This is a genomic window from Streptomyces sp. LMG1-1-1.1, assembly GCF_040815545.1.
Taxonomy (GTDB): domain Bacteria; phylum Actinomycetota; class Actinomycetes; order Streptomycetales; family Streptomycetaceae; genus Streptomyces.
The window spans coordinates 1-13,268 of the sequence record NZ_JBFPNH010000026.1 but is presented as its reverse complement, the minus strand read 5'-3'; the positions used below and the strand labels follow the sequence as shown (position 1 = coordinate 13,268).

The following is a 13,268-nucleotide window of genomic DNA, read 5'->3' as shown; positions in this document are numbered from 1 at the left end:
CGGACCGTGGTCCCGCACCGTCGGGCTGTGCCCGCGCCACTGTGCTGCGGGCCCGCACCTACCGGGCTGCACCCGCACCCGCTGCCCCACCCCGTGCGGGCCGCGCCCGTCGCCCACTGCCGTGTGGGCAATCGTCCCGCCGGGGCGGGACGGGTGGGCACACGGGACGGCGCCCTTGGCGGCGCGTCCGCCCCTTCTGCCCTGGCCCGCACCGATACGGCGTCGCACGAAGGGGTGCGGGTTAGGGCGCGGAAGCCTAGGCCCGGCAGGGGGCGCCGTTCCGTTGTGCCCACCCGTTCCGCCCCAGCGGAACGATTGCCCACAACGAGGGGGGCTGGGGCGACCGTTGTGCCCACGACGAGGGGGCCGGGGCCGAGCCGTCCGTTGCCCGCAACGGGGGCGGGCGGAGGCCCGCGGTGGGGCGGGGCCCTCGACAGGGGGTGCCGACCCGATGGGGCAGGGCCCTCGACGGGCAGGGGCAGGCCCGGTGGGGCGGGGCCCTCGGGCAGGGGCAGGCCCGGTGGGGCGGGGCCCGCGGCGGGCGGGTGCAGGCCCGGTGGGGTGGCCCGCGGCGGGCGGGGCCCGTGGAGGGGGAGGTGGGGGAGAGGAGCGCGGGGCGGTGTCTTCCCGGACCGCCGTTCCCGTAGAGGCCCCGGCCGGAGGCCCCCCGCGGCGGCCTCCGGTCCGGGGCACACGTACGTCCGCGTCCGACGCGAGGAGAGGGACCGTCATGCTGGACCACTTGATCAAGGGCGCCACCGTCGTCGACGGCACGGGCGGCCCGGCCTTCGTCGCCGACGTGGGGATAAGGGACGGGCGCATCACGTTCGCGGAGGCGGGCGCGGGTGCCGAGGCCCGGACGAGCGAGGACGCCACGGGCCTGGTGCTGGCGCCGGGCTTCGTCGATCCGCACACGCATTACGACGCCCAGCTGTTCTGGGACCCGTACGCGACGCCGTCGATGAACCACGGGGTGACGACGGTCGCGGGCGGGAACTGCGGGTTCACGCTGGCGCCGCTGCATCCGGACCGGCCGGAGGACGCCGATTACACCCGGAGGATGATGTCGAAGGTCGAGGGGATGGCCCTCAAGGCCCTGGAGGACGGCGTCGACTGGAGTTGGTCGTCGTTCGCCGAGTACCTCGACGCGCTCGACGGTCGGATCGCCGTCAACGCGGGCTTCATGGTCGGGCACTGCGCGCTGCGCCGGTACGTGATGGGCGCGGACGCCGTCGGCGGGCAGCCGACGCCCGAGCAGCTGGAACAGATGGTGGCCCTGCTCAAGGAGGCCATGGCGGCGGGGGCGTGGGGGCTGTCCACCACGCAGTCCTCGACGCACTCCGACGGCGCCGGCGAGCCCGTCGCGTCCCGTCATGCCACGCCCGCGGAGCTGATCGCCCTGTCGAGGGCGGTGGGCGAGCACGAGGGCACGCAGCTGGAGGCGATCCTCGCGGGCTGCCTCGACCAGTTCTCGGACGAGGAGATCGAGCTGTTCGTGGAGATGACGGCCGCCGCGGGGCGACCGCTCAACTGGAACGTGCTGACGATCGACTCGGCCGTGCCCGAGCGGGTCCCGCGCCAGCTGACCGCGTCGGAGCGGGCCCGTAAGTCGGGTGGCCGGATCGTGGCGCTCACGATGCCGATCCTCACGCCCATGAACATGTCGCTCGGCACGTTCTGCGCGCTCAACCTGATCCCCGGCTGGGGCGAGATCCTCGCCCTCCCCGTCCCCGAGCGGATCGCGAAGCTCCGCGACCCGGAGGTGCGGGCCGGGATGCTGCGGCGCGCGGACTCGAAGGAGGCGGGCGTCTTCCGGCGGCTCGCGCACTTCGGCCGGTACGTCATCGGGGACACGTACAGCCGGGAGAACGAGGGGCTGACCGGCCGTGTGGTGCGGGACATCGCCGCCGAGCGAGGGCAGGACGCGTTCCAGTGCCTGGTCGAGATCTGCGCCAACGACGACCTGAGGACCGTGCTGTGGCCGATGCCCAGCGACAACGACCCGGCGTCGTGGGCGCTGCGCCGGGAGACGTGGGAGCACGAGGACGTGCTGCTCGGCGGCTCGGACGCCGGCGCGCACCTGGACCGGATGTGCGGGGCCCCGTACACGACCCGCTTCCTCGGCGACTGCCTGCGCGGCCGCAAGCTGGTGCCGCTGGAGCGGGCGGTGAAGATGCTCAGCGACGATCCGGCCCGGCTGTTCGGTCTGCGGGAGCGGGGCCGTATAGCGGAGGGCTTCCACGCCGACCTGGTCCTCTTCGATCCCGAGCGGATCGACGCGGGCCCGGCGACGCTCGTGCACGACCTGCCGGGGGACAGCCCTCGGCTCGACTCGCGCGCGGTCGGCGTCGTGTCGGTGCGGGTCAACGGCGTGGAGACCGTACGGGACGACGAGGTGACCGGCGCGATCCCCGGGCGCGTACTGCGCTCGGGCCGTGACACGAGGACGGTGAGCACCAAGTGACGACCGGGACGGTGAGGACCGGGACGGTGAGGACCGGGAAGGCGGGGACCCGGAGGGCGGGGACCCGGAGGGCGGCGACCGGGGACGTGGGGACCGGGAAGGCGGGGACCAGGTGACGACCGGGAAGGCGGGGACCGGGAGCGTGCGGGCCGAGCGGCTCTTCATCGGCGGCGAGTGGGTCGAGCCGGACGGCGGCCACTACGAGGTGATCGACCCGGCGTCGGAGGAGGTCGTCGGCCTGGCGCCGGAGGCGAGCAGGCGGCAGGTGTACGAGGCGGCGGCCGCGGCCCGTGAGGCCTTCGGGTCCTGGTCCCGGACGAAGCCGGAGGAGCGGGCGGCGATCCTCGACCGGGCCGCTGACCTGATGGCGAGGGACGCCGACGCGAACACGCTCCTCGCGCGTGCCGAGACCGGTGCCACCACCGGCACGGCCCGCGGGATGCAGGTCGCGGTGGGCGCGTCCCGCTTCCGGCGGTACGCGCGGGGCGCGATGGAGCCGGTCGAGCAGGCGCTGCCGCCGCAGATCAACGAGGCCGGGCCGATGGGGAAGGCCGGGGTGTTCGGGGCGGTGGCCGTACGGCGCCCGGTCGGCGTGGTCACCTGCATCACCTCGTACAACAACCCCTGGGCCAATCCGGCCGGCAAGATCGCCCCGGCGCTCGCGATGGGCAACACGGTCCTCGTGAAGCCGGCCCCGCAGGACCCGCTCTCCGTGTACGCGATGACCCGCGCCCTGGCGGAGGCCGGGGTCCCGGCGGGGGTCGTGAACGTCGTCACCGGCTCGGCGCAGGCCGTGGGCGAGGCGGCCGTCGACTCCCCGGACGTCGACATGGTGTCGTTCACCGGCTCCACGGCCGTCGGGCAGGCGATCGGCGAGGTCTGCGGCCGTTCGCTCAAGCGGCAGCTGATGGAGCTGGGCGGGAAGGGCGCCGCGCTCGTCTTCGACGACGCCGATCTGGACGCGGCGGTGATGGGCATCGGGACGACGTTCGCCTTCTACAGCGGGCAGATCTGTACGGCTCCGACGCGGGTGCTCGCGCAGCGCGGGATCTACGAGCGGCTGATCGAGAAGCTGACCGGCTATCTGGCCTTCATGAAGGTGGGGGATCCGGCGGCTCAGGGCACGGTCGTCGGCCCGGTGATCTCGGCGGCCCACCGCGACCGGGTGGAGTCGTACGTCGAGCTGGGGCGGAAGGAGGGGGCCCGGGTCGTCGCCGGCGGCGAGCGGCCGGACTTCGCCCGGGGCTTCTACGTGGCCCCGACGCTCCTCGCGGACTGCACGAACGAGATGCGGGTGGTGCGGGAGGAGATCTTCGGCCCGGTCGTCGTGGTCGTTCCCTTCGACGACGAGGAGGAGGGGATCGCGCTGGCCAACGACAGCGACTACGGCCTGATCGACTACGTGTGGTCCGGCGACGTCGCCCGCGCTTTCCGCATCGCGGGCCGGCTGCGGGCCGGCGGGGTGGGCGTGAACACGATCGGACGGAACATGGAGGCACCGTTCGGCGGGTTCAAGAAGAGCGGTGTCGGGCGGGACGTGGGCTCGTACGCGCTGCACGCGTACAGCGAGCTGCAGGCGGTCGTCTGGCCGGGGTGACGACCGGCCGGCGACCGGGGTCACGACCCGCCGCCGACCGGGGTGAGAAGCCTCTCCGAAAACGCACGGGAAAATTTCAAACCGGACATTCGGGGCATGGCTGCGGTTCCCGCATATCGGACACTCGACGACGGACCTACCAGTTGGTCGGTCCGTCACAGTGGTCGATCTTTCAATCATTGGCGATGGCCCGAGTCGACCCACTCAATGCAAGGCGATGATCGATCAAATGAGCGGAGTCCGATCTTCCGGATGTGGAAACCGCAGCATTTAACGTCGAGTTCATGACTCAGGTGGATGACCGGCCCCAGGCCGGGGACACGGTAAGGGGCGTCGACGTCCCGGGCGGCACCCCCGCTGTGCGCACCAAGGGACTCGGCGGGAACTCCGTCGGCCTCCTCGGCAGCGCCGTCATCGGCATCTCGACCGTCGCCCCCGTCTACTGCCTGACCTCCACCCTCGGCTCCACGGCCGGCGAGGTCGGCCTCCAGATGCCCGCCATCTTCCTCGCGGGCTTCCTCCCGATGCTCCTCGTCGCCTTCGCGTACCGGGAGCTCAACAAGGTCATGCCCGACTGCGGCACCTCGTTCACCTGGACCGTGAAGGCCTTCGGGCCCAAGATCGGCTGGATGTGCGGCTGGGGCCTGGTCATCGCGACGATCATCGTGTTGTCCAACCTGGCCGGCGTCGCGACCTCCTACTTCTGGCTCCTCGCGGGCGAGATCACCGGCAGCGACTCCGTCGCCGCCCTGGACGACAACAAAGCCGTCCACATCCTCACCTGCCTGACGCTCATCGCCGTCGCCACCGCGATCAGCTACCGCGGCATGACCGCCACCAAGGGCCTCCAGTACACCCTCGTCGGCCTCCAGCTCGTCGTCCTCGCGCTGTTCGTGGTGATGGCCCTGTCGAAGGCCGGCTCCTTCGAGACCTCGGTCGACTTCTCCTGGTCCTGGATGAACCCCTTCGCGGTGCAGTCCTTCGCGGCCTTCACCGCCGGACTCTCGCTGTCGATCTTCATGTACTGGGGCTGGGACGCCTGCATGGCGTCCAACGAGGAGACCACCGGCAGCGCGAAGACCCCCGGCCGCGCCGCCCTCATCGCGATGGTCGTCCTGGTCGGCTCGTACCTCGCCACCGGCATCGCCGCCCAGATGGTCGTCGGCTCCGGCGACCAGGGCCTCGGCCTCGCCAACCCGGAGACCTCCGACAACGTCTTCGCCGCCCTCGCGGGCCCCGTCATGGGCCCCACGCTCGGCATCCTGCTCTTCGTCGCGGTCCTCGCCTCGGCGGCCGCGAGCCTGCAGACGACCTTCATCCCGGTCGCCCGCACGGTGCTCGCGATGTCCACGTACGAGGCGCTGCCGAAGTCCTTCACCAAGGTCCACCCGGTCTTCAAGACCCCCGGCAAGGCCACCGTCGTCGCGGGCGTCGCCACCGGCGCCTTCTACACCGTGATGACCCTGGTCAGCGAGCACGTCCTGGTCGACACCATCTACGCCCTCGGCCTGATGATCTGCTTCTACTACGCCCTGACGGCCTTCGCCTGCGTCTGGTACTTCCGCGGCGAGCTCTTCCGCTCGGCCCGCGACCTCGCGTTCAAGGGCCTCCTGCCGGCGCTCGGGGGCCTCATGCTCACCGCCGTCTTCGGCAAGACGCTGTACGACATGTGGGACCCGGCCTACGGCTCCGGCTCCTCCGTCCTCGGCGTCGGCTCGGTCTTCGTGATCGCCGTCGGCCTGCTGCTCCTCGGCGTCGTGATCATGCTGGTCATGCAGCGCAGGAGCCCGGCCTTCTTCCGCGGCGAGATCCTGACGAAGGAGACCCCGTCGCTGGTCGTCGCCGACTGACCGCGCGCCCCTGACTTCCGAGTCACCCGAAAACGCGAAGGCGGCGGGCCCGTGGGGGGTCCCGTCGCCTTCGTTCGTTCTCGCGTACCGACACCGGAACCGGTGTCGCGGCTGCTGCCGCCGCTCAGTGGTGCCCGGGAAGCAGGCGTTCCACCGCCGCGTTGGCGGGCGGCAGGTCAGGGGTGCCGGCCGGCTTCGCCTTGGGGGTCAGGACGCCGCTGAGCGGAACGACCGACGGCAGGTTCATCCCGCCGGTGTCGGCGGTGGCGGTCCCGGCGGCGGAGACGGCGCCCGCCGCGGCGAGACAGGACAGGGCGGCTGCGGTGAGGATCCTCTTCATGACCGCACCAACGCGGACGCCCTGGATCCGGTTACTGCCGCGCGGCGACTTACCAGGACTGGCCCGCCGGCTGCCTGGTCGTCGCGTTGAGCCGGTTGAACAGGTTCGTGACCCCGAGCCACGCCACGATCTGCGCGAGCTGCTGCTCGTTGTAGTGGCGCGCGGCCTCCTCCCACACCGCGTCCGGCACGGCGTCCGGACGGTCCGCGAGCCGCGTCGCGTGCTCGGCCAGGGCCAGGGCCGCCCGCTCCGCGTCGGTGAAGTACGGGGTCTCCCGCCAGGCCGCCACGGCGTGCAGCCGCTCGTCGGTCTCGCCGTCCTTCTGCGCCTTCTGCGCTCCGCCGACCACGCAGAACCCGCAGTTGTTGATCTGGCTGGCCCGCAGGTGGATCAGGTCCAGCGTGCTGGCCGGCACGTCGCTGCCCGACTGGACGGCCTTGATCAGCTGGAAGATCGCGGGGCCGACGTCGGACAGGACGACGGCGGGGTTCGGCATACGAGCGGCCATGGTGAGCTCCTTGGAATGCGTCGGGGTACGGCTACGGGTACGGCTACGGCTGTGGCTACGGCGACGGGTACGGCCGTAGCCACGGCTGCGAGGTACGGAGTGCGGGAAGCGATGCTGCTGGGGCCGGTGGCCGGTTACGGGGCCACGCCGGCCGGCTGCCGGACGGTGACGTTGAGCCGGTTGAAGAGGTTGGTGACGCCGACGGTCAGCACGATCGAGGCGAGCTGCTTCTCGTCGAAGTGGTCGGCGGCCTCGTCCCACACCTCGTCCGGCACGGCGTCCGAGGCGTCGGCGAGCCGGGTCGCGGCCTCGGCGAGCGCGAGGGCCGCGCGCTCCTCGTCGGAGAAGAACGGCGCCTCGCGCCACGCGGCGACGGCGAACAGCTTCTCGTCGCTGACGCCGGCCTTCTTGGCGCTCTTCGCGCCGAAGTCGACGCAGAAGCCGCAGTTGTTGATCTGGCTGGCCCGCAGGTGCACGAGCTCAAGGATGGTCTCGTCGACCCCGCCCTGACGGGAGGCCTTCACCAGGTTCATGATCGCCGGGGCGGCGTCGGCCAGGACGTAGGCGGGGTTCGTCATGCGGGCCTTGGGCTCGTGCAGCGCCATGATCGCTCCTCAGCGTCTCTCGTTCGTCGCTTTCACAGCACTGACGGAGCACGCGAGGCGAATGTGACGGCTCGGGAGAACTTTTTCCGAAGAAATTTTCCGCGAGCCGGTCACAGGGCTCCGACCTGCGCTTATGTGGTCTCGGAGTCCTGCTCCGGCTCCGCCTCCGCGATGAGGGCGGTGGCGATCGTCCGGAAGCCCAGCCGGCCGTAGAGCCGGGCCACGTCCACGTCCGAGGCCGTCAGGAACACGAGGTCCGTGCCGTCGGCGCGGGCGTCCGCGACCAGGGCGGCCGTGACCGCGAGGCCGAGGCCGCGTCGCTGCGCCGCCGGGACGGTGCCGACGCCGACGACCTCGGAGACCGCGCCGACGGGCTGGTGCTGGCCGGCCGACAGGGCGTGGCCCGCGGAGTCGAGGGCCGCGGCGAGCCGGGTGAGTCCGGCCGTGATCCGGTGGGCGACCCGGTCGGCGGCGCCCGGCATCGGCGGCATGCCGAAGGCCGCGAACGGGGCGGCGACGGCCGTCTCCAGAGCGGCGTCGTCCGCGCCCACCATCCGAACCGTGACGCCCTCGGGCGCCGGCACGGTGAGCCCGTCGCCCTCCAGGACCATCAGCGGGTGCTCGTGCACGGTGAGCCCGGTCGCCTCGACGGCCGCCCGCAGCCCCGGCGTCGTCTCCGCCACCCACTCGAACGCCTCGGGCACTCCCAGCTCCCGCTGCCGCGCCCGTACGGCCTCCACCGCCTCGACGGCCACCTCGCCCTCGTGCCCGAGGGTCGGGCGCGCGTAATAGGGCCAGCCGTCGCCCGCCTGGACGAAGAGGGTGAGAGGCCCGAAGTCCTCGACACGGGAGGAGGGGCGGGTGACGGCGTCGTAGTACGTCTCGATTTGCTTCAGCACCCGGCCACGGTAGGGGGCGACGGCGGTACGCGCAGGCGGATTTCGGGTGCACCCGCGGGAACCGGCCGATGGCATGATCCCGTCACGGAGTGCAGGCGGAAAGAGGGGGAGCCATGAGTCGTACGACGCACACCTGTCCGGGCTGCGACCGAGAGGACCTGGTGCAGGCCGTGCCCGCCGTCTACCTCGCGGGCCGGAACGCCGTCACCAGCCGGGAACGCGACAGCGACGGCGACATGCGGACCGTGACGCGGACGGTGAGCACCGGCCTCTCCGACGCCCTCGCGCCGGTGCCCGAGCCGCCGACGTACGCGATCAGCTGCCTCGGCCTCCTCGCCGTGGCCGTCTCCGTCGGCACCTTCCTCGGCGGGGCCCTCGGCGGCAAGTGGTTCGCGGACGAGCCCGGGAGCGAGGCCGCCGGGAGCGAGCCATCGGGCGTGCCCGACTACTGGCAGGGCATACCGGCGGTCCAGCCCCCCGAACCCCCGCCGTCCTACGCCTTCCTGGGCTGGATCTCGGCCCTCGCCCTGCTCGCCGCCGTCCTCGTCTTCGCCGTCGTGGCACGGCGCCGGTCCGCGTTCGCCCGGATCACCCGCCGCCGCCACCACGCAGAGGAACTCTGGGCGCGGGGCTGGTACTGCCACCGCTGCGGCACCGTCCACTTCGAAGGCGTCCCCGGCGAGGACCGCACCCCGCTCACCCTCCAGCGCTTTCGCGAGAAGGTCTGGGAACACGGCGGGTACGGCGACCTCGCGGGGCAGCAGCGAGCCGTAAACCGGGCCCGCTGACGCGGGGGCGGCGTCCCCCGCCCGGTCAGTCCGGGACGCCCGCCCGGCCGACCCCACGACCCGGCCCGCCCCCGGCGTCCGCCGCGTCGTAACCCCCGGAACGCCCGGCGAGCCGTGACCCCCGGAACGCCCGGCGCGTCGAAGCCCTCGGAATTCGCGGGCCCACGCCCTACCGTGCGGCTATGCGGATCTCGACCACGATCTTCCTGACCGACGAGACCATCACCCCGGTGCGGCTGGCGCGCGAGCTCGAAGAGCGCGGGTTCGCCGGGCTCTATCTCCCCGAGCACACCCACATCCCGGTCGAAAGGGCCACGCCCTACCCGGCGGGCGGCGAGCTGCCCCGGGAGTACGCCCGCCTCCTCGACCCGTACGTGGCGCTCGGCCAGGCCGCGGCCGTCACCGAACGGCTCGGCCTCGGCACCGGCGTGACGCTGCTCGCCGAGCACGACCCGATCGCCCTCGCGAAACAGATCGCCACCCTCGACCACCTCTCCGGCGGCCGCTTCACCCTCGGCCTCGGCTACGGCTGGAACCGGGAGGAGGCGGCCGACCACGGTGTCGACTGGTCCACCCGGCGGGGCCTCACCCACGACCGGCTGGCCCTCATGAGGGCCCTGTGGGCACCGGAACCCACGGCGTACGAGGCCGCGTCCGGCGACTCCGTACGCGCGTCGGAGGTCTGGCCCAAGCCGGCCGGCGGCGCACCCCGCATCCTCCTGGGCGGCGCGGCGGGCCCCAAGCTCTTCGCCCGGATCGCCGAGTGCGCGGACGGCTGGATGCCGATCGGCGGCCGGGGCCTGACGGAGTCCCTCCCGGTGCTGCGCGCGGCGTGGGAGGCGGCGGGCCGTGACCCGAAGGCCCTCCGGCTCGTCCCGTACGCCGTCCTCCCCAACCCGGGCAAACTCGCCCACTACGCCGAACTCGGCTGCGAGGAGGTCGTCCTCCAACTGCCCCCGGGAGACGAGCCCGAGGTGCTGCGCACCCTCGACGCGTACGTCCGGTACCTCTGATGGGGCGGGGAGGGGCGGCCGACGAGGCAGGGGAGCGGCCCGCTTCCTGGGAAGACTCGAACACCCACCGCCCCACCCGCTCGTATGCTCGGTTCATGACTGATCAGCAGGCAGCCCGCCCCACCGAGAACGCCATGCGACGCGCCCTCAAGCGGGCCAGGGACGGGGTCGCGCTCGACGTGACCGAGGCGGCCGTGCTGCTGCGGGCACGCGGCGACGACCTGACGGACCTGGTGGCCTCCGCCGGCCGGGTGCGCGACGCGGGCCTGGAGGCGGCCGGGCGGCCCGGAGTCATCACGTACTCGAAGAGCGTGTTCATACCCCTCACCCGGCTCTGCCGGGACAAGTGCCACTACTGCACCTTCGTGACCGTCCCCGGGAAGCTCCGCAGGGACGGCCACGGGATGTTCATGTCCCCGGACGAGGTCCTCGACATCGCCCGGCGCGGCGCGGAACTCGGCTGCAAGGAAGCCCTGATCACCCTCGGCGACAAGCCCGAGGACCGCTGGCCCGAGGCCCGCGAGTGGCTCGACGCGCACGGATACGACGACACCATCGCGTACGTACGCGCCATGGCGATCCGCATCCTGGAGGAGACGGGGCTGCTGCCCCACCTCAACCCCGGCGTGCTGTCCTGGACCGACTTCCAGCGCCTCAAGCCCGTCGCGCCGTCCATGGGCATGATGCTGGAGACGACCGCGACCCGACTGTGGTCGGAGCCCGGCGGCCCCCACTACGGGTCCCCCGACAAGGAGCCGGCGGTGCGGCTGCGGGTCCTCGAGGACGCCGGCCGGTCCTCCGTCCCCTTCACCTCGGGGCTGCTGCTCGGCATCGGGGAGACCCTGGAGGAGCGGGCCGAGTCGCTGTTCGCGCTGCGGCGCGTGGCACGCGCGTACCACTCGATCCAGGAACTGATCATCCAGAACTTCCGCGCCAAGCCGGACACGGCGATGCGCGGCATGCCCGACGCCGAACTCGACGACCTCGTCGCCACCGTCGCCGTCGCCCGGCTCATCATGGGGCCGTCCGCCTGCCTCCAGGCCCCGCCGAACCTCGTCGACTCCGCGTACGAGCGGCTCATCGCCGCCGGCATCGACGACTGGGGCGGCGTCTCGCCGCTCACCATCGACCACGTCAACCCCGAGCGCCCCTGGCCCGGGATCGAGGAGCTCGCCGCACGGTCCTCCGCCGCCGGCTTCGAACTGCGCGAACGGCTCTGCGTCTACCCCGAGTTCGTCACCCGGGGGGAACCCTGGCTCGACCCCCGGCTCCTCCCGCACGTGCGGGCCCTCGCCGACCCCGAGACCGGCCTCGCGAACCCCGACGCGCCCGTGCGCGGCCTGCCCTGGCAGGAGCCCGACGAGGCGTTCACCGCCGCCGGCCGCACCGACCTGCACCGCACCATCGACACCACCGGCCGCACCCACGACCGCCGCGACGACTTCGACGAGGTCTACGGCGACTGGGAGTCGCTGCGCGAGGCCGCCGCACCCGGCATGGTCCCCGAACGGGTCGACGCCGACGTCCGCGAGGCCCTCGCCGTCGCCGCCGACGACCCGACCAAGCTCACCGACGCCCAGGCCCTCGCCCTGCTGCACGCCGACGGGCCCGCCCTCGACGCGCTCTGCGCGGTCGCCGACGACGTACGGAAGTCGGTCTCCGGCGACGACGTGACGTACATCGTCACCCGGAACATCAACTTCACCAACGTCTGCTACACCGGCTGCCGCTTCTGCGCCTTCGCCCAGCGGCGCACCGACGCCGACGCCTACACCCTCTCCCTCGACCAGGTCGCCGACCGCGCCGAACAGGCCTGGGACGTCGGCGCCGTCGAAGTCTGCATGCAGGGCGGCATCCACCCCGACCTCCCCGGCACCGCCTACTTCGACATCGCGCGCGCCGTGAAGAAGCGCGTCCCCGGCATGCACGTCCACGCCTTCTCCCCGATGGAGGTCGTCAACGGCGCCACCCGCACCGGCCTCTCCCTCCGCGAATGGCTCACGGCCGCCAAGGAAGCCGGGCTCGACTCCATCCCCGGCACCGCCGCCGAGATCCTCGACGACGAGGTCCGCTGGGTCCTCACCAAGGGCAAGCTCCCCACCGCCACCTGGATCGAGGTCATCACCACCGCCCACGAACTGGGCATCCGCTCCTCCTCCACCATGATGTACGGCCACGTCGACCAGCCCCGCCACTGGCTCGGCCACTTCCGCACCCTCTCCCGCATCCAGCAGGAGACCGGTGGCTTCACCGAGTTCGTCACGCTCCCCTTCATCCACACCAACGCCCCCGTCTACCTCGCCGGCATCGCCCGCCCCGGCCCCACCACCCGCGACAACCGCGCCGTCATCGCCATGGCCCGCCTCCTCCTCCACCCCCACATCCCCAACATCCAGACCAGCTGGGTCAAGCTCGGCACCGACGGCGCCGCCGAGATGCTCCGCTCCGGCGCCAACGACCTCGGCGGCACCCTCATGGAAGAGACCATCTCCCGCATGGCCGGCTCCAGCTACGGCTCCTACCGCTCCATCCGCGACCTCGAAGCCATCGCCGCCGCCGCCGGCCGCCCCGCCAAGCCCCGCACCACCCTCTACGGCGACGTCTCCCCCGAACGCCAACACACCGCCCGCGCCTCCGACGGCCACCTCCCCACCCTCCTCCCCCTCACCCAGAACTAACCGCCCCCCGTTGCGGCCCTCCCCACCGCGGACCTAATCCCGCCTCCGGGCCCAACGGACCTCGCGCCTCCGGCCCCCGGTTGTGGGGCGCAACGGAAGCCCACCCCTTCCCCCGTCGTTTCGGCCGCCGTCCGTTGCGCCCACCCCGGCCCCCCTCGTTGGGGGCGCCGTCCGTTGCGCCCACTCCGGCCCCCCCTCGTTGGGGGCGCCGTCCGTTGCGCCCACTCCGGCCCCCCTCGTTGCGGGCGCAACAGACGGCACCGACCCCGGCGCCCCTCGCTGTGTGCGCAACGGATGGCGCCCACCCTCGTTGTGGGCATTCGTTCCGCTGGGGCGGAACGGGTGGGCACAACGGAACGGCGCCCCTTGCCGGGCCTAGGCTTCCGCGCCTGAACCCGCACCACTGGTGCGGGTTCGTATGGGTGCGGGTAGGTGCGGGGGGCGGAGGCGCCGCCGAGGGCGCCGTCCCGTGTGCCCACCCGTCCCGCCCCAGCGGGACGATTGCCCACACGGGGGTGGGCCGGGG

The 13,268-nt window shown here is 72.7% G+C and carries 10 protein-coding genes; 6 read left to right on the top strand and 4 right to left on the bottom strand.

Annotated features, from left to right (window positions below):
* Nucleotides 1-730 precede the first annotated feature (730 nt).
* The 3 genes from MRBLMG1_RS15175 (at nucleotide 731) to MRBLMG1_RS15165 (ending at nucleotide 5,911) form a co-directional block, all read left to right on the top strand.
* Nucleotides 731-2,464: an N-acyl-D-amino-acid deacylase family protein gene (locus tag MRBLMG1_RS15175; protein WP_367824525.1), complete on the top strand. Its 1,734-nt coding sequence runs from the start codon at nucleotides 731-733 to the stop codon at nucleotides 2,462-2,464.
* A 142-nt stretch (nucleotides 2,465-2,606) separates the two neighbouring features.
* Nucleotides 2,607-4,061: an aldehyde dehydrogenase family protein gene (locus MRBLMG1_RS15170; RefSeq protein WP_367824621.1), complete on the top strand. Its 1,455-nt coding sequence runs from the start codon at nucleotides 2,607-2,609 to the stop codon at nucleotides 4,059-4,061.
* 284 nt (nucleotides 4,062-4,345) lie between these two features.
* Complete coding sequence (locus MRBLMG1_RS15165; RefSeq protein WP_367824524.1) at nucleotides 4,346-5,911, top strand: APC family permease; 1,566 nt, start codon at nucleotides 4,346-4,348, stop codon at nucleotides 5,909-5,911.
* A 124-nt stretch (nucleotides 5,912-6,035) separates the two neighbouring features.
* Here the strand turns inward: MRBLMG1_RS15165 and MRBLMG1_RS15160 are convergent, their stop codons facing one another.
* The 4 genes from MRBLMG1_RS15160 to MRBLMG1_RS15145 all read right to left on the bottom strand — a co-directional run bounded on the left by MRBLMG1_RS15160 (nucleotide 6,036) and on the right by MRBLMG1_RS15145 (nucleotide 8,263).
* The gene (locus MRBLMG1_RS15160; protein ID WP_367824523.1) at nucleotides 6,036-6,251 is read right to left on the bottom strand and encodes a hypothetical protein; all 216 of its coding nucleotides are present in this window, start codon (nucleotides 6,249-6,251) and stop codon (nucleotides 6,036-6,038) included.
* Between the two features lie 49 nt (nucleotides 6,252-6,300).
* Complete coding sequence (locus tag MRBLMG1_RS15155) at nucleotides 6,301-6,759, bottom strand: carboxymuconolactone decarboxylase family protein (RefSeq protein ID WP_367824522.1); 459 nt, start codon at nucleotides 6,757-6,759, stop codon at nucleotides 6,301-6,303.
* Between the two features lie 134 nt (nucleotides 6,760-6,893).
* On the bottom strand, nucleotides 6,894-7,364 hold the full coding sequence (locus MRBLMG1_RS15150) for a carboxymuconolactone decarboxylase family protein (protein WP_367824521.1): 471 nt from the start codon (nucleotides 7,362-7,364) through the stop codon (nucleotides 6,894-6,896).
* 131 nt (nucleotides 7,365-7,495) lie between these two features.
* The gene (locus tag MRBLMG1_RS15145; protein WP_367824520.1) at nucleotides 7,496-8,263 is read right to left on the bottom strand and encodes a GNAT family N-acetyltransferase; all 768 of its coding nucleotides are present in this window, start codon (nucleotides 8,261-8,263) and stop codon (nucleotides 7,496-7,498) included.
* Between the two features lie 113 nt (nucleotides 8,264-8,376).
* Between MRBLMG1_RS15145 and MRBLMG1_RS15140 the strand changes: the two genes are divergently transcribed.
* The 3 genes from MRBLMG1_RS15140 to MRBLMG1_RS15130 all read left to right on the top strand — a co-directional run bounded on the left by MRBLMG1_RS15140 (nucleotide 8,377) and on the right by MRBLMG1_RS15130 (nucleotide 12,742).
* Nucleotides 8,377-9,051, top strand: coding sequence for a hypothetical protein (locus MRBLMG1_RS15140; protein ID WP_367824519.1), 675 nt, complete (start codon nucleotides 8,377-8,379; stop codon nucleotides 9,049-9,051).
* Between the two features lie 182 nt (nucleotides 9,052-9,233).
* Entirely contained in the window at nucleotides 9,234-10,064 is an 831-nt protein-coding gene (locus MRBLMG1_RS15135) for an LLM class F420-dependent oxidoreductase (RefSeq protein WP_367824518.1), read from the top strand.
* Between the two features lie 95 nt (nucleotides 10,065-10,159).
* A complete protein-coding gene (locus MRBLMG1_RS15130) occupies nucleotides 10,160-12,742 on the top strand; it encodes a bifunctional FO biosynthesis protein CofGH (RefSeq protein WP_367824517.1) in 2,583 nt (860 codons plus the stop codon).
* Nucleotides 12,743-13,268: the final 526 nt, after the last annotated feature.

Coding starts and splice junctions, on each gene's coding strand:
- MRBLMG1_RS15175 (WP_367824525.1), top strand. CDS start 731: ATGCTGGACCACTTGATCAAGGGCGCCACCGTCGTCGACGGCACGGGC.
- MRBLMG1_RS15140 (WP_367824519.1), top strand. CDS start 8,377: ATGAGTCGTACGACGCACACCTGTCCGGGCTGCGACCGAGAGGACCTG.
- MRBLMG1_RS15165 (WP_367824524.1), top strand. CDS start 4,346: ATGACTCAGGTGGATGACCGGCCCCAGGCCGGGGACACGGTAAGGGGC.
- MRBLMG1_RS15135 (WP_367824518.1), top strand. CDS start 9,234: ATGCGGATCTCGACCACGATCTTCCTGACCGACGAGACCATCACCCCG.
- MRBLMG1_RS15150 (WP_367824521.1), bottom strand. CDS start 7,364: ATGGCGCTGCACGAGCCCAAGGCCCGCATGACGAACCCCGCCTACGTC.
- MRBLMG1_RS15130 (WP_367824517.1), top strand. CDS start 10,160: ATGACTGATCAGCAGGCAGCCCGCCCCACCGAGAACGCCATGCGACGC.
- MRBLMG1_RS15160 (WP_367824523.1), bottom strand. CDS start 6,251: ATGAAGAGGATCCTCACCGCAGCCGCCCTGTCCTGTCTCGCCGCGGCG.
- MRBLMG1_RS15155 (WP_367824522.1), bottom strand. CDS start 6,759: ATGGCCGCTCGTATGCCGAACCCCGCCGTCGTCCTGTCCGACGTCGGC.